General features: G+C 53.9%; 12 protein-coding genes. 7 read left to right on the top strand and 5 right to left on the bottom strand.

Annotation, left to right across the window (positions count from 1 at the left end):
* Nucleotides 1-27: 27 nt before the first annotated feature.
* Together ampD and ampE are read left to right on the top strand one after the other, a co-directional pair.
* Nucleotides 28-591 carry a 1,6-anhydro-N-acetylmuramyl-L-alanine amidase AmpD gene (gene ampD, locus SOM82_RS03735; RefSeq protein WP_320460318.1) on the top strand — a complete coding sequence of 188 codons (564 nt, stop codon included), beginning with the start codon at nucleotides 28-30 and terminating at the stop codon, nucleotides 589-591.
* A complete protein-coding gene (ampE, locus tag SOM82_RS03740) occupies nucleotides 588-1,442 on the top strand; it encodes a beta-lactamase regulator AmpE (protein WP_154127207.1) in 855 nt (284 codons plus the stop codon). The genes ampD and ampE overlap by 4 nt, the downstream gene beginning before the upstream one ends.
* An 18-nt stretch (nucleotides 1,443-1,460) precedes the next feature.
* Here the strand turns inward: ampE and SOM82_RS03745 are convergent, their stop codons facing one another.
* The 3 genes from SOM82_RS03745 to aroP all read right to left on the bottom strand — a co-directional run bounded on the left by SOM82_RS03745 (nucleotide 1,461) and on the right by aroP (nucleotide 5,351).
* Nucleotides 1,461-2,411: a glycoside hydrolase family 43 protein gene (locus SOM82_RS03745; RefSeq protein WP_320460317.1), complete on the bottom strand. Its 951-nt coding sequence runs from the start codon at nucleotides 2,409-2,411 to the stop codon at nucleotides 1,461-1,463.
* Nucleotides 2,412-2,421: 10 nt separating this feature from the next.
* On the bottom strand, nucleotides 2,422-3,819 hold the full coding sequence (locus SOM82_RS03750) for a glycoside-pentoside-hexuronide (GPH):cation symporter (protein WP_320460316.1): 1,398 nt from the start codon (nucleotides 3,817-3,819) through the stop codon (nucleotides 2,422-2,424).
* A 161-nt stretch (nucleotides 3,820-3,980) separates the two neighbouring features.
* Nucleotides 3,981-5,351 carry an aromatic amino acid transporter AroP gene (aroP, locus tag SOM82_RS03755; protein WP_320460315.1) on the bottom strand — a complete coding sequence of 457 codons (1,371 nt, stop codon included), beginning with the start codon at nucleotides 5,349-5,351 and terminating at the stop codon, nucleotides 3,981-3,983.
* 540 nt (nucleotides 5,352-5,891) lie between these two features.
* Here aroP and pdhR point away from each other — a divergent pair.
* The 5 genes from pdhR to traT all read left to right on the top strand — a co-directional run bounded on the left by pdhR (nucleotide 5,892) and on the right by traT (nucleotide 14,016).
* Nucleotides 5,892-6,656 (top strand): pyruvate dehydrogenase complex transcriptional repressor PdhR, encoded by a 765-nt coding sequence (pdhR, locus tag SOM82_RS03760; protein ID WP_103947083.1) that lies wholly within the window; start codon nucleotides 5,892-5,894, stop codon nucleotides 6,654-6,656.
* A gap of 244 nt (nucleotides 6,657-6,900) precedes the next feature.
* Nucleotides 6,901-9,564: a pyruvate dehydrogenase (acetyl-transferring), homodimeric type gene (gene aceE / locus SOM82_RS03765; RefSeq protein WP_154127211.1), complete on the top strand. Its 2,664-nt coding sequence runs from the start codon at nucleotides 6,901-6,903 to the stop codon at nucleotides 9,562-9,564.
* 14 nt (nucleotides 9,565-9,578) lie between these two features.
* Nucleotides 9,579-11,465, top strand: coding sequence for a pyruvate dehydrogenase complex dihydrolipoyllysine-residue acetyltransferase (gene aceF / locus SOM82_RS03770; RefSeq protein WP_320460314.1), 1,887 nt, complete (start codon nucleotides 9,579-9,581; stop codon nucleotides 11,463-11,465).
* Between the two features lie 198 nt (nucleotides 11,466-11,663).
* Entirely contained in the window at nucleotides 11,664-13,088 is a 1,425-nt protein-coding gene (gene lpdA / locus SOM82_RS03775; RefSeq protein WP_100777599.1) for a dihydrolipoyl dehydrogenase, read from the top strand.
* A gap of 196 nt (nucleotides 13,089-13,284) precedes the next feature.
* On the top strand, nucleotides 13,285-14,016 hold the full coding sequence (gene traT / locus SOM82_RS03780; protein WP_154127213.1) for a conjugal transfer complement resistance protein TraT: 732 nt from the start codon (nucleotides 13,285-13,287) through the stop codon (nucleotides 14,014-14,016).
* Nucleotides 14,017-14,063: 47 nt separating this feature from the next.
* Here the strand turns inward: traT and SOM82_RS03785 are convergent, their stop codons facing one another.
* Both SOM82_RS03785 and SOM82_RS03790 read right to left on the bottom strand, forming a co-directional pair.
* The gene (locus tag SOM82_RS03785) at nucleotides 14,064-14,858 is read right to left on the bottom strand and encodes a DUF2950 family protein (RefSeq protein ID WP_320460313.1); all 795 of its coding nucleotides are present in this window, start codon (nucleotides 14,856-14,858) and stop codon (nucleotides 14,064-14,066) included.
* Nucleotides 14,859-14,868: 10 nt separating this feature from the next.
* Nucleotides 14,869-16,440 (bottom strand): DUF3300 domain-containing protein, encoded by a 1,572-nt coding sequence (locus tag SOM82_RS03790; protein WP_320460312.1) that lies wholly within the window; start codon nucleotides 16,438-16,440, stop codon nucleotides 14,869-14,871.
* Between the last annotated feature and the right edge of the window lie 118 nt (nucleotides 16,441-16,558).

Raw genomic sequence — 16,558 nt, forward strand, 5'->3', positions numbered from 1 at the left:
TCAGCACCATACATAAGGAGAGCCAGCATGCAGTTACACGACGGATGGCTGGTGGATGCGCGGCATGTCCCCTCGCCGCACCATGATTGCCGCCCGGAGGATGAGACCCCTTCACTGCTGGTGGTTCATAATATCAGTCTGCCGCCTGGCGAATTCGGCGGTCCGTGGATCGATGCATTATTCACCGGAACGATTGATCCTAATGCTCATCCCTTTTTTGCTGAGATTGCGCATCTGCGCGTTTCTGCCCATTGTCTGATTCGCCGTGATGGTGAAATCGTCCAGTATGTTCCTTTCGATAAACGCGCGTGGCATGCGGGTGTTTCGTCCTGGCAAGGGCGTGAGCGCTGCAACGATTTTTCGATAGGGATTGAGCTGGAAGGCACAGATACCGCGCCTTACACTGATGAGCAATATCAGGCGCTGGTTGCGGTAACGCGAGAGCTGATCATGTTGTACCCCAACATTGCTGACAATATGACTGGCCATAGCGATATCGCGCCGGTGAGAAAAACCGATCCTGGACCGGCTTTTGACTGGCCCAGGTTTCGCGCCATGCTTACCGCTTCGTCAGATAAGGAGATGACATGACGTTGTTCACCATGCTGCTGGTGATGATCGCTGAACGGTTATTTAAACTGGGCGAACACTGGCATTTGGATCACCGGATGGAAGTGCTGTTCCGACGCATAAAGCATTTCTCCCTGTTGCGCACTTTACTGATGACTGCGGTCGTCATGGGCGTGGTTTTTCTGCTGCTGCGCGCGCTCTACGGTCTCTTTTTCAACGTCCCGCTGTTGGTGGTGTGGATCCTGCTTGGCGTGCTCTGTATCGGTGCCGGAAAGGTCCGTTTGCACTATCATGCCTATCTGAAAGCCGCTTCACGTGACGACGGCCACGCGCGCGGCGCAATGGCAAGCGAACTGACGCTTATCCACGGCGTGCCGCCGGATTGCAATGAACGCGATTATTTACGCGAGCTGCAAAATGCGCTGCTGTGGATTAACTTCCGCTATTATCTGGCGCCGCTGTTCTGGTTCGTGGTCGGCGGCGTGTGGGGGCCAGTGTTCCTGATGGGGTATGCCTTCTTGCGCGCCTGGCAAACCTGGCTTGCGCGCTATCTTACGCCGCACGAACGTTTGCTGTCGGGCATTGATGCCATTTTGCATGTGCTGGACTGGCTGCCAGTCCGCCTGGTCGGGGTGGTCTACGCGTTAATCGGCCACGGCGAAAAGGCTCTGCCAGCGTGGTTTGCATCGCTGGCCGATCGGCATACTTCTCAGTATCAGGTATTGACCCGGCTGGCGCAGTTCTCTCTGGCGCGCGAGCCGCACACGGACAAAGTCGAAACCCCAAAAGCGGCGGTGTCGATGGCGAAGAAAACTTCGTTTGTGATTGTCGTTTTGGTCGCTCTGCTGACGATCTACGGTACGCTGGTGTAAGCCAGCGCACCGCGCTTCTCACACCGTATCCGCAGGCGGGATGCCAAAATCTGGCATCCCGTTTTCGTTCCAGTGGACAAGCTTCAGGCGGGTATGACGGTTCGGATCGTACAGCGGATCGCCCTCAATTTCGGTGTAGTTGCGCGCGTGATACACCAGCACGTCCTTACCGTCCGGGGTTTGCGTAAAGCTATTATGCCCAGGTCCGTACTGACGATTTTCATAGCTGGTGGTAAACACCGGGCGCGGCGCTTTGTGCCAGTTGGCTGGGTTGCGCAGATCGGCATTTTTATCGATCCACAGCAGCCCCATGCAGTAATTCTCATCCGTCGCGCTGGCGGAATAGCTGATGAACAGCCTGTCTCCATGCTCCAGAACCGCCGGGCCTTCGTTGACCCAGAACCCGCGGCATTCCCAGTCGTACTCTGGCTTACTGAGCATCACGGGCTCACCTTTGAGCGTCCACGGATTTTCCATCTCGCAGAGATAGAGATTGGAGTTCCCTGAAATATCCGGCGCTTTTTGTGCCCACAGATACCAGCGTTTGCCCTGATGGACAAACGTCGTGGCATCGAGGGCAAAGGTATCAAACGGTGTGGCGATCTGCCCTTTTTCGATCCATTTCCCGGCCAGCGGATCGCTATCGGCGCATTCCAGGGCGAACATCCGGTGCTGGAACATATTGAGCTGATCGAGCGCTTTCGTGTGCGCGGCGGCAAAGTAGATGTACCACTTGCCGTCGATATGATGCAGCTCCGGCGCCCAGATCAGCTCGCTCATTGGGCCGTTCTCCGGCTTACGCCAGACCACCACTTCTTGCGCGCTGCGCAAACCATCCAGCGAGTCCGCGCGGCGAATTTCCAGGCGATCGTATTCCGGTACGGAGGCAATAAAATAGTACAGCCCTTCGTGACAGAGGATAAACGGGTCGGCGCGTTGTTCGATAAAAGGGTTAGGCCAGTGTTGCATTGTTCTTTCCTTATTTGGTTTCAGCGGCTTTGAGTTCCTGATAATCATTCAGCTCGCGGTAGTTGATGCGACGTTTCTCCAGATCTTCCTGAATCTGTTTCATCGTTTCGCGATCCACTTTCAACAAACGCACAACGCCTGCGGTAATCAGATAGCCGACGCCCGGAATGACGGTGAACAGCAGGACAATCCCGTTGATGGCATCGGCGCTTTGCGCCTTCGCCCCGGCATCATAACCGTACCAGGAGAGCAGGAAGCCGACCATCGCACCGGCAATCGCCAGCCCCAGTTTGAGGAAGAAAATGTTGCCGGAGAAGCTGATCCCGGTGATGCGCTTACCGGTTTTCCACTCACCGTAATCGTCCACGTCCGCCATCAGTGACCAGTGCAGCGGGGATGGGATCTGATGCAGAATATTGAGCAGGAAGTAGAGCACGACAATGGTGACGGTCGCTTTGGGATCGAAGAAATAGAAGGCCGAAGAGAAGATCGCCAGCGCGATGTTGGTCCAGAAGAACACCTTCAGTTTGCACCAGCGGTCGGTCAGCAGTTTAGCCAGCACGCTACCGAGCATCATGCCCACCACGCCCAGGCTGATAAACAGGGTAGCGAAATGGGTGCTTTGGCCCATGACCCAGGTGACGTAGTACATGGTAGCTGCCATGCGGATAAAGCCAGGGCAGACATTGCACAGCGTCAGCAGCAGAATGCGCACCCACTGATCGTTTTTCCACACGTCCTTAAGATCGTTTTTCAGCTCGTCATTGGTCTGGACCGCCGGGCGAATACGTTCCCGTACGGTGGAGAAACTAAACAGGAACATACAGGTGCCAATCAGCGCCAGCACGGTCATCGCCATCTGATAACCTTTGGCTTTGTTGTCACCGCCAAAATACTCCACCATCGGCAGCAGCGTTAACGACAGCAGCAGGGTCGCAATTCCCACCATCACAAAACGGTAAGACTGACAGGCCACGCGCTCTTTCGGGTCGTTAGTGATGACACCACCCAGTGAGCAATAGGGAATGTTGATCGCCGTGTAGGTGAGCGACAGCAGGAAATAGGTCACAAAGGCATAGATAACTTTGCTGTTATAGGTCCATTCCGGCGTGGTAAACATCAGAATACTGAACAGGGCATACGGGAAGGCGATCCACAGCAGCCATGGACGAAAACGCCCATATTTACTGCGGGTGCGGTCAGCGATGGCTCCCATTATCGGGTCGGTAATGGCGTCAATCACGCGCACAGACAGCAGAAGTACCCCCACCAGAGCCGGGGCAAGCCCAAAGATGTCCGTATAAAAATAGTTAACAAACAACATGATGGCGCCGAAGATGATATTGCATCCGGCGTCGCCCATCCCATAGCCGATCTTTTCTTTTACTGAAAGTTTATTGTTATCCATCGACAGCTCTCCGAGTTACGGTATGGAGAGAATTATTCGCTGGCAAATGAATATATGCGTTGCAGTATCAAGGCGGTGATATGGATGAAATTGCTGTTGGTGAGAATTTGTGAGGCAGGTAACACGCTCTGTGCCCGTGGCGGACACAGAGCGAGAAGGGATTAATGCGCTTTTACGGCTTTGGCATTTTTCTGTTTAAACAGATAGCCCACGCCGAGGATCACAATCCATACCGGGATCAGATACACGGAGATGGCCATACCCGGCGTCATCAGCATGATGACCAGTACGGCCGCCATAAACACCAGGCAGACCCAGTTACCCAACGGATAGAGCAGGGCCGGGAAGCGAGTCGTCACCCCTTGCTGCTGCTTGGCACGACGGAACTTGATGTGCGCCAGGCTAATCATCGCCCAGTTGATCACCAGAGCTGAGACCACCAGCGCCATCAGCAGACCAAAGGCGGATTCCGGCGCCAGATAGTTAATCAGCACGCACAGGGCGGTCACCACAGCGGACACCATAATGGAGTTCACCGGCACGCCGCGTTTATCGACGTTCAGCAGCGCTTTAGGCGCGTTACCCTGCTGTGCCAGACCGAACAGCATACGGCTGTTGCAGTAGACGCAGCTGTTATAGACGGAAAGCGCCGCGGTCAGCACCACGATGTTGAGCGCGTTTGCCACAAAGGTATCGCCCAGTTCATGGAAGATCAGTACAAACGGACTGGTGTCAGCGGTGACGCGCGTCCACGGCAGCAGGGAGAGCAGAACCGCCAGGGAACCCACGTAGAAGATCAGAATACGATAGATAACCTGGTTGGTGGCTTTCGGAATGCTCTGCTCAGGGTTATCGGCTTCTGCTGCGGTAATTCCCACCAGCTCCAGCCCGCCGAACGAGAACATAATGATCGCCATCATCATCACCAGCCCGGTCATACCGTGCGGCAGGAATCCGCCTTGCTCCCAGAGATTGCGTACGGTGGCCTGTGGGCCGCCGTTGCCGCTGAACAGTAGCCAGCCGCCGAAGATGATCATCGCCACTACGGCGATAACTTTAATAATCGCGAACCAGAATTCCATCTCACCGAACACTTTGACGTTGGTCAGGTTGATGGCGTTAATAATAACAAAGAAGGCCGCAGCCGATGCCCAGGTTGGGATTTCCGGATACCAGAACTGAATGTACTTACCGACAGCGGTCAGTTCCGCCATCGCGACCAGCACGTACAGAACCCAGTAGTTCCAGCCAGAGGCGAAGCCCGCAAAACTCCCCCAATATTTGTAGGCAAAGTGGCTGAACGATCCGGCAACTGGCTCTTCAACCACCATCTCGCCCAGTTGGCGCATGATCAGGAAGGCGATAAAGCCTGCAATAGCGTAGCCCAGGATAATGCCGGGGCCTGCTGACTGAATAACGGATGCGCTGCCCAGAAACAGGCCAGTACCAATAGCGCCACCCAAAGCGATAAGCTGGATATGGCGGTTTTTAAGGCCGCGCTTTAGCTGATCGCCGTGCTGTTGACCTTCCATTATATGAAACCTCGTGTGTGGTTGTTATGTTCACGCTCGGGCGTGTGTACTTATGAAATTCCATTTCATGTATTTATTTCTTTACGGTTCAATTGACCTAAAAAACAGAAGACGACTTCCGTAAGCGCAAGAATAGTGGTAAGTGCCAGCGAATGCACCTGGTTTATAAAGGGATGATGACGAGTTGAATAAAAAGAGAGCAGTTGTTAATTGATGCGCTTAAGCCCTTTTATCAGGGTATAGAATAAAAATGCTTCATAAGGGGGTTAAAATTTCACAATTTTCAGTGGTGAATCGGTTCAGACCGAGTCGTTTGCGTTTCATATAAGTTAAAACTGCCCCTTTGTGAGTAATCAATACATTTGTGCAAAGTTACATTTCTGAAACGTTATTTCTGTAAGGTTGTTAAAATGTGCAGGGTTTACTGATTTCAATCAAAACCAATATGGACAGAAGGTGAATACTTTGTTACTTTAGCGATACGAACATAAAATTGGTAAGACCAATTGACTCCGGGCAAAAAGGCGTAAGACAGGGAATATGGCCTACAGCAAAATTCGCCAACCAAAATTATCCGATGTGATTGAGCAGCAGCTGGAGTTTTTGATCCTCGAAGGGACTCTGCGCCCCGGTGAAAAACTCCCGCCTGAACGCGAACTGGCAAAACAGTTCGACGTTTCCCGTCCCTCTCTGCGTGAGGCGATTCAACGTCTCGAAGCAAAGGGCTTGCTGCTTCGTCGCCAGGGCGGCGGTACTTTTGTGCAAAACAGCCTGTGGCAGAGCTTCAGCGATCCGCTGGTAGAGCTTCTTTCTGACCACCCTGAATCCCAGTTTGACCTGCTTGAGACCCGTCACGCGCTTGAAGGCATCGCGGCTTATTACGCGGCACTGCGCAGCAATGATGAGGATCGTGAACGTATCCGCGAACTTCACCAGGCCATCGAACGGGCCCAGCAGTCAGGCGACCTTGACGCCGAGTCCGATGCCGTCGTCCAGTATCAAATTGCCGTCACCGAAGCGGCGCACAATGTGGTGCTCCTCCATCTGCTACGCTGCATGGAGCCGATGCTGGCCCAGAATGTTCGACAAAATTTTGAATTGTTGTATGCCCGTCGGGAGATGCTCCCTTTGGTCAGCAACCATCGCACCCGAGTATTCGAGGCGATAATGGCCGGGGAACCGGAGCAGGCGCGTGAAGCGTCTCACCGTCACCTGGCTTTCATTGAGGAAATCTTGCTGGACCGCAGCCGTGAACAGAGTCGTCGAGAACGTTCGCTGCGCCGCATACAGCAAAGAAAGGATTAAGCGCCAGTTTTTTTAGAGCGCGGCAACTAAACGCAGAACCTGTCTTATTGCGCTTTTAGTTTTCGAAATAGTTTGGATTGTATCGCGGCGGCAAGCGTGCGAATCCCCCAGCAGCATAGTTCACTATGTGACTGGCGTGAGGAAGCGCAGCCAACAAAGAGACAGCCCGAAATATGAAGAAAGGAAAGTGCAATGGGACAGGTTCCAGACAAATCAACGTATTAGATAGATAAGGAATACCCCCATGTCAGAACGTCTCCAAAATGACGTGGATCCGATCGAAACTCGCGACTGGCTACAAGCGATCGAATCGGTCATCCGTGAAGAAGGTGTTGAGCGTGCTCAGTATCTGATTGATCAGCTGCTTTCAGAAGCGCGCAAAGGCGGCGTGAAAGTGGCTTCAGGTGCAGGGGCTAGCAACTACGTAAACACGATTGCCGTTGAAGACGAACCGGAATACCCGGGCAATCTGGATCTGGAACGTCGTATCCGTTCTGCAATCCGCTGGAACGCGATCATGACCGTTCTGCGTGCCTCCAAAAAAGACCTGGAGCTGGGTGGCCACATGGCTTCCTTCCAGTCTTCTGCGACCGTTTACGAAGTGTGCTTTAACCACTTCTTCCGCGCACGCACCGAGAAAGACGGCGGCGACCTGGTTTACTTCCAGGGCCACATCTCTCCGGGCGTTTACGCACGTGCGTTCCTGGAAGGTCGTCTGACTGAAGAGCAGATGAACAACTTCCGTCAGGAAGTTCACGGTAAAGGTCTGTCTTCTTATCCGCACCCGAAACTGATGCCTGAATTCTGGCAGTTCCCGACCGTTTCTATGGGTCTGGGTCCAATCGGTGCGATTTACCAGGCTAAATTCCTGAAATATCTGGAACACCGTGGCCTGAAAGATACCTCTCAGCAGACCGTTTACGCCTTCCTGGGCGACGGCGAAATGGATGAGCCAGAATCTAAAGGTGCGATCACCATCGCCACCCGTGAGAAACTGGACAACCTGTGCTTCATCATCAACTGTAACCTGCAGCGCCTGGATGGTCCGGTAACCGGCAACGGCAAGATCATCAACGAACTGGAAGGCATCTTTAGCGGTGCTGGCTGGAACGTGGTTAAAGTGATGTGGGGCGGTCGTTGGGATGAGCTGCTGCGTAAAGATACCAGCGGTAAACTGATCCAGCTGATGAACGAAACCGTTGACGGCGACTATCAGACCTTCAAATCCAAAAACGGTGCCTACGTTCGTGAGCACTTCTTCGGTAAATACCCTGAAACCGCAGCGCTGGTTGCAGACTGGTCTGACGATCAGATCTGGGCTCTGAACCGTGGCGGTCACGATCCGAAGAAAGTCTACGCAGCACTGAAAAACGCACAAGAAACCAAAGGCAAAGCAACAGTTATCCTGGCTCATACCATCAAAGGTTATGGCATGGGTGACACCGCCGAAGGTAAAAACATTGCGCACCAGGTGAAGAAAATGAACATGGACGGCGTGCGTTATATCCGCGACCGCTTCAACGTTCCTGTCACCGACGAGCAGGTTGAAAACCTCTCTTACATCACCTTCCCGGAAGGTTCTGAAGAACACACCTATCTGCACGCACAGCGTCAGAAACTGAACGGCTACCTGCCGTCCCGTCAGGTGAACTTCACTGAGAAACTGGAACTGCCGGTTCTGGAAGACTTCTCTCAGCTGCTGGAAGAGCAGAACAAAGAGATCTCTACCACTATCGCTTTCGTTCGTGCCCTGAACGTGATGCTGAAGAACAAGTCGATCAAAGATCGTCTGGTTCCAATCATCGCCGATGAAGCGCGTACCTTCGGTATGGAAGGTCTGTTCCGTCAGATTGGTATCTACAGCCCGAACGGCCAGCAGTACACCCCGCAGGACCGTGAGCAGGTTGCATACTACAAAGAAGACGAGAAAGGCCAGATTCTGCAGGAAGGGATCAACGAGCTGGGCGCAGGCGCATCCTGGCTGGCTGCTGCGACCTCTTACAGCACCAACAACCTGCCGATGATTCCGTTCTACATCTACTACTCCATGTTCGGTTTCCAGCGTATCGGTGACCTGTGCTGGCAGGCTGGCGACCAACAGGCTCGCGGCTTCCTGGTCGGTGGTACTTCCGGTCGTACGACTCTGAACGGTGAAGGTCTGCAGCACGAAGATGGTCACAGCCACATTCAGTCTCTGACTATCCCGAACTGTATCTCTTACGATCCATCTTATGCATACGAAGTGGCTGTCATCATGCACGACGGTCTGGTGCGTATGTACGGTGAAGCACAAGAGAACGTTTACTACTACATCACCACGCTGAACGAAAACTACCACATGCCGGCAATGCCAGCAGGTGCCGAGGAAGGTATCCGTAAAGGTATCTACAAACTCGAAACCCTCGAAGGTAGCAAAGGTAAAGTTCAGCTGTTGGGCTCCGGTTCTATCCTGCGTCACGTACGTGAAGCAGCACAGATCCTGGCGAAAGACTACGGCGTAGGTTCTGACGTGTACTCCGTCACTTCCTTCACTGAACTGGCGCGTGATGGCCAGGATTGTGAGCGCTGGAACATGCTGCACCCGCTGGAAACTCCACGCGTACCGTACATCGCTCAGGTGATGAACGACGCTCCGGCAGTGGCATCTACTGACTATATGAAACTGTTCGCCGAGCAGGTTCGTACTTACGTACCGGCTGATGATTACCGCGTACTGGGTACCGACGGCTTCGGTCGCTCTGACAGCCGTGAGAACCTGCGTCACCACTTCGAAGTTGATGCTTCTTACGTGGTCGTTGCAGCGCTGGGCGAACTGGCTAAACGTGGCGAAATCGACAAGAAAGTGGTTGCGGAAGCAATTACCAAATTCAACATCGATGCAGATAAAGTTAACCCGCGTCTGGCGTAAGAGGTAAAAGAATAATGGCTATCGAAATCAATGTACCGGACATCGGGGCTGATGAAGTTGAAATCACCGAGATCCTGGTCAAACCAGGCGACAAAGTTGAAGCTGAACAGTCGCTGATCACCGTAGAAGGCGATAAAGCCTCTATGGAAGTCCCGTCTCCTCAGGCTGGCATTGTTAAAGAGATCAAAGTCTCTGTTGGCGATAAAACCGAGACTGGCAAACTGATCATGATTTTCGATTCCGCCGACGGTGCAGCAGCTGCTGCACCAGCGCAGGAAGAGAAGAAAGAAGCAGCGGCTCCGGCGGCTGCACCAGCTGCTGCGGCTGCAAAAGACGTTAACGTGCCTGACATCGGCGGTGACGAAGTTGAAGTCACTGAGATCATGGTAAAAGTGGGCGACACCGTTGCTGCTGAACAGTCCCTGATCACCGTAGAAGGCGACAAAGCCTCTATGGAAGTCCCGGCACCGTTCGCGGGCGTGGTGAAAGAGATCAAAATCAACACCGGCGACAAAGTGTCTACCGGCTCCCTGATTATGGTCTTCGAAGTGGCGGGCGCAGCGCCTGCTGCCGCTCCAGCACAGGCGGCTGCTCCGGCGGCGGCTGCACCAGCAGCCTCTGGCGCGAAAGACGTTAACGTTCCGGATATCGGCGGTGACGAAGTTGAAGTGACTGAAGTGATGGTGAAAGTGGGCGACAAAGTTGCCGCTGAGCAGTCACTGATCACCGTAGAAGGCGACAAAGCCTCTATGGAAGTCCCGGCTCCGTTCGCGGGTACCGTTAAAGAAATCAAAATCAGCACCGGCGACAAAGTGTCTACTGGCTCTCTGATTATGGTCTTCGAAGTGGAAGGCGCTGCGCCTGCTGCGGCCCCGGCTGCTGCTCCGGCACCTGCTGCCGCCGCTCCGGCGCCAGCTGCTAAAGCCGCTGCACCGGCGGTGAAAGCCGAAGGCAAATCTGAGTTTGCTGAGAACGACGCGTACGTTCACGCCACTCCGCTGATCCGTCGCCTGGCGCGCGAGTTCGGTGTGAATCTGGCGAAAGTGAAAGGGACGGGCCGTAAAGGTCGTATCTTGCGCGAAGACGTTCAGACTTACGTGAAAGACGCGGTGAAACGCGCTGAAGCGGCACCTGCTGCTGCCACCGGCGGCGGTATTCCGGGCATGCTGCCATGGCCGAAAGTGGACTTCAGCAAGTTTGGTGAAATCGAAGAAGTGGAACTGGGCCGTATCCAGAAAATCTCTGGTGCGAACCTGAGCCGTAACTGGGTAATGATCCCGCACGTTACGCACTTCGACAAAACCGATATCACCGATCTGGAAGCGTTCCGTAAACAGCAGAACGCTGAAGCTGAGAAGCGCAAACTGGACGTGAAATTCACCCCAGTGGTCTTCATCATGAAAGCGGTTGCGGCTGCGCTGGAGCAGATGCCACGTTTCAACAGCTCCCTGTCTGAAGATGCACAGCGCCTGACGCTGAAGAAATACATCAACATCGGTGTGGCGGTTGATACGCCAAATGGTCTGGTTGTTCCGGTCTTCAAAGACGTGAACAAGAAGAGCATCACTGAGCTGTCTCGTGAACTGACCGTGATCTCCAAAAAAGCGCGTGATGGTAAGTTGACTGCTGGCGAAATGCAGGGCGGTTGCTTCACTATCTCCAGCATCGGCGGCCTGGGTACCACCCACTTCGCGCCGATTGTTAACGCGCCAGAAGTGGCTATCCTCGGTGTTTCCAAGTCCGCGATTGAGCCGGTGTGGAATGGTAAAGAGTTTACTCCGCGTCTGATGATGCCGATTTCTCTCTCCTTCGACCACCGCGTGATCGACGGTGCTGATGGTGCTCGCTTTATCACCATCATCAACAACACCCTGAGCGATATTCGTCGCCTGGTGATGTAACCGAAAAGCCGGCCAGTCGGCCGGCTTTTTTGCTTGTAATCTCATGAAAATTGTGAGGTTATTGGTAAAGACAACAATTCATGAGCCGTTTGTTGTTTCAAAATTGTTAACAATTTTGTAAAATACGGGCGGATAGAACGTCCCGGTGGATGAAGGGCGACAAGTACCTGGACCGCCGGAAATCAATAAGAGGTCATGATGAGTACTGAAATCAAAACTCAGGTCGTGGTACTTGGGGCAGGCCCGGCAGGTTACTCTGCTGCCTTCCGTTGCGCTGATTTAGGTCTGGAAACCGTAATCGTTGAACGTTACAACACCCTCGGTGGTGTTTGTCTGAACGTCGGCTGTATCCCTTCTAAAGCACTGCTGCACGTAGCAAAAGTTATCGAAGAAGCCAAAGCACTGGCTGACCACGGTATCGTCTTCGGCGAGCCGAAAACCGATATCGACAAGATTCGTACCTGGAAAGAGAAAGTGATCACTCAGCTGACCGGCGGTCTGGCTGGCATGGCTAAAGGCCGTAAAGTGAAAGTGGTCAACGGTCTGGGTAAATTTACCGGGGCAAACACCCTGGAAGTGGAAGGTGAGAACGGCAAAACCGTGATCAACTTCGACAATGCGATCATCGCGGCGGGCTCCCGTCCGATCGAACTGCCGTTCATTCCGCATGAAGATCCGCGCGTGTGGGATTCCACCGACGCACTGGAACTGAAAACCGTTCCAAAACGCCTGCTGGTTATGGGTGGCGGTATCATCGGTCTGGAAATGGGTACCGTGTATCATGCGCTGGGTTCAGAGATTGACGTGGTTGAAATGTTCGACCAGGTTATCCCGGCTGCCGATAAAGATATCGTTAAAGTCTTCACCAAACGCATCAGCAAGAAATTCAACCTGATGCTGGAAACCAAAGTGACTGCCGTTGAAGCGAAAGAAGACGGTATTTACGTTTCCATGGAAGGCAAAAAAGCGCCAGCTGAAGCGCAGCGTTATGACGCGGTGCTGGTGGCTATCGGTCGTGTGCCTAACGGTAAAAACCTCGACGCGGGCGCTGCTGGCGTGGAAGTGGACGACCGTGGCTTTATCCGTGTCGATAAACAGCTGCGCACTAACGTGCCGCACATCTTTGCTATCGGCGATATCGTCGGTCAGCCAATGCTGGCGCACAAAGGTGTTCACGAAGGTCACGTTGCCGCTGAAGTTATCGCGGGCATGAAGCACTACTTCGATCCGAAAGTGATCCCATCTATCGCTTACACCGAGCCAGAAGTTGCCTGGGTGGGTCTGACCGAGAAAGAAGCGAAAGAGAAAGGCATCAGCTACGAAACCGCCACCTTCCCGTGGGCTGCTTCTGGCCGTGCTATCGCTTCCGATTGCGCCGATGGCGTAACCAAACTGATCTTCGACAAAGAGACTCACCGTGTTATCGGTGGTGCGATTGTCGGTACCAACGGCGGCGAGCTGCTGGGTGAGATCGGTCTGGCCATCGAAATGGGCTGTGACGCTGAAGACATCGCTCTGACCATCCATGCGCACCCGACTCTGCATGAGTCCGTGGGCCTGGCGGCAGAAGTGTTCGAAGGTAGCATCACCGACCTGCCAAACGCGAAAGCGAAGAAGAAGTAATTTCTTCTTAAGTGATGAAACGCCTCTCCCGAGGCGTTTTTTTTTGCCTGAATACTACCCAATTTGGTAGTCATCCCATTGATATCTCCGCTAAAAAAATCTCTCCAACTGCCGATAACCTTTTCACCTTTGTGTGGTTTTTAGCTGCACGGACTCTGGGATTGGTACTTTTTATTACAGGAAAAAAGGAAAACACATGTCTTTAAAGAAAGTGGCGGTTGTTGGCTTGGTTGCAGCGGTAATGACGCTGACAGGGTGTGGCGCGATGACTACGGCGGTGAAGAAACGTAATCTGGAAGTGAAAACGCAGATGAGCGAAACCGTCTGGCTGGAGCCTTCCAGTGAGAAAACGGTTTATATCCAGGTAAAAAATACCTCTGATAAAGATATGAGCAACCTGCAAACTCTGCTGGCAAATGACCTGATTGCCAAGGGCTACAAAGTGACCAGCTCCCCGGACAGCGCCTACTACTGGGTGCAGGCTAACGTGCTGAAAGCCGACAAAATGGATCTGCGTGAATCCCAGGGCTATCTGAAAACCGGTTACGAAGGGGCTGCCGTCGGTGCCGCACTGGGCGCAGGGATCACTGCTTATAACAGCTCCTCTTCTGGTGCCGCGCTGGGCGTGGGTCTGGCGGCTGGCCTGATCGGCATGGCGGCAGATGCGATGGTAGAAGATGTGAACTTCACCATGGTCACTGACCTGCAAATCTCCGAGCGCAGCAAAGCCAAAGTCACCACCGATAACATCGCCGCGCTGCGTCAGGGAACCTCTGGCGTGAAGCTGCAAACCAGTACCGAGAAGGGCGATCGCGCGAAGTATCAGACCCGCGTAGTATCCAATGCCAACAAGGTTAACCTGAAGTTTGAAGAGGCGAAGCCGGTGCTGGAAGCTCAGCTGGCGAAGTCAGTCGCAAACATTCTGTAATTGCTGATAACGCATATAAAAAGCCGCTCAACTGAGCGGCTTTTTTATTATGGCGTGACCGGATGCCACTGCGCATCCGGCGCATATTCCTTCAGCGCCTGCGCTTTCTGCCGGGATTCACTCCCCAGGTTGGTCTGATAAACCTGGTCATCCTGATTGATGATGAAACTCATCACACCGGTTTCGCCGTAGCTGACGGGCCACGCTACCATGGCAAAACCTTTCTCTTTATCAGGCAGAATGCGAAAACGATAGCCGTGATAGCCTGTTACCGGCGTGTTCGGGCTGAATGCCGGACCGAGCGGACTCGGCGCTTCGCCGGGTGCTGCGGGCCAGTACAATCCGTCCTTTTTCCCTTCTGAGCTCACGACTTTCTGCGCATAGCGATGATTCAGGGCAAAATAGCTCTGCTGGGCATCGACGTAGGCGTGCAGCGCTTCAATAGCGGCAAGTTCGTTGCGGCCAATTTCGCGCGTCAGGATCTCCTCGGCGGCTTCCTGCATATCGAACTGCCACCCCTGCTGGCGTTTCACCACCGGTATGGGCAACTGCCAGTTGCTGTCGCCAACAACCAGATGAGCCACATCGCCATCGGTCACCGTGCGATGGCTGACCTTCCAGTCACGCACAAAACGATCTACCGCATCGGGATCCACACCTTCAGGCGGCAGAAATTCTCGCCAGTCATCACCGAGAAGAGTGTTCATCTCGCCTTCGTTTTGCTGGCTGATGGCTTTCGCCAGCGCGCTGGTCGCCTCTTCAGGCGTGCTGAAATGCTGCTGAGCGATAGTGAAAGTCGAGACCATAAACAGCATCACGCCACTGAGTAATTGCTTTTTCATTTCGATTCCCTTAGCGGTGACGGAATTCACGATGTTCAGTGCGGCCTGCGGGCATTTGCCGGGCTGGCTGATTCTGGGTGCGCGAGGTGAACTGACGGCTTTGCGCGCCGCGCTGCTGTTGCGCCTGCCAGTTTGCAGAACGGCTATCGTTACCGCTTAAAGCATTGGCCCGCTGATGAGAAATGGGCTGGCGCTCGCCTGGCGAAGCGCGATTTTCTTGTCGCGAGGTCACCGGCTGGCGGTTAACACGCGGCGAAGGATTGTTCGCCCGGTTTGCCGTTTGCGGCCGGGTGTTGTCGTAGCCACGGTAGTTATTGCGTTGGGAGATCTGTTTAAGCTGGTTGCTTGCAGCCTGACGCTGCGCGTCTTTGGTCGCCGGAGAAGCGGTGCGTGACAGTGATTTTCCGCTGGATTGCTGCACCTGAGCCAGAGCCGCCTGACGCTGGCTGTCGCGGTTCACCGGTTTTTGCTGGGTCGCGCTTAAGCCTGTTGCACTCTCCGTCTGGTGGAAGCGGCTGTTCAACTGATTGGTGGGATACGGAACACCCTCACGGTAGGCCGGATTATGTTGCCAGGTACGGTTGTTATCGGTCAGACGCTGCCCGCTGATTTTATTGAAGTTATCCACGTTGATATTGATGTTGTTATCGCCGTTACGGTTATAGCCGTCGTTGTGGTGGTGGTAGTCATCGTCATCATGATGGTGATGATCGTCATCGTCGTCCCAGTCGATATTGCTGAAAATGGCATAGGTCGTGGCAACGCCAAGGCTGAATCCCAGACCTTTGACCAGGCTATCGGTAAATTGCTCTCCCGGAGAAGGGGGCAAATAGACGGGCGGATAGCTGGCATTAGGCCAGGTGCCGTAGACGTTAGCAGGATTGTAGGTGGGGACGTAAACCACCTGAGGATCGGCGGACTCGATCTTAATCACCGTTGGGGGCGTTGCGGTGCTGCCTGAAGAGGACTGCGTTGATGCGCTGGTCGTCTGAGCGGGGGCGGTTTTTTTCTCGGTGGTCACCGTCTGTTGCGGCGTGGACTGCAGTGCGCCGGTCTGCTGGGCCAACAGGCGTAAACGCTGTACGGAGTCCATGACATCCTTGGGTTGCGCGAGAAACGCATCGCCCAGGTTCTGGATCCACGGTGGGTTTTCGCCCATCAGCGACATTAACTGAGGAAAGGCGACCAGCGATTTGACGCTAGGGTCCCACGGCTGACTATTCACCGCCTGAATAGCGGCATCTCCCTGCATTTTGGGATTATCTTTCGACCATTGCGCAGCCTGAATGACGTTGGCCGGGTAAGTCGATGCCATCAGAATCTGAGATAAAAGCGAGTCGGGATAGAGCGCAACCGGCGCGACCCATTGATCGATTTGCGCGGCGGTATAGGCTGGCGTCAGGACCGGGGCTACTGAAGGCGCGACGGGTTGTGTCACGACGGATGGTGGTGCGACGGGAGCCTGTTCCACCGGGGAGACAGCCTCGGGGGTGCGGCTTTTCACAAACATCACACCGGATGCAGCTAACAGCCCGGCACTACACAGAAGGACAAGCAGATGTGGCTTAAAGGGCAACTTCATAGTGCGACTCCAGCGTAAGCGGTACCAAATGGCGTTGTTATTGCCGCGAGTATATTCACCCGAGTTTTAGCGTTTTAGCTATTGTTGGGAAACGGCCCCGCAAGTACGGATAAAGAGT

Source organism: Lelliottia sp. CFBP8978 (assembly GCF_034046055.2).
In the GTDB taxonomy this organism is placed as follows: Bacteria; Pseudomonadota; Gammaproteobacteria; order Enterobacterales; family Enterobacteriaceae; genus Enterobacter.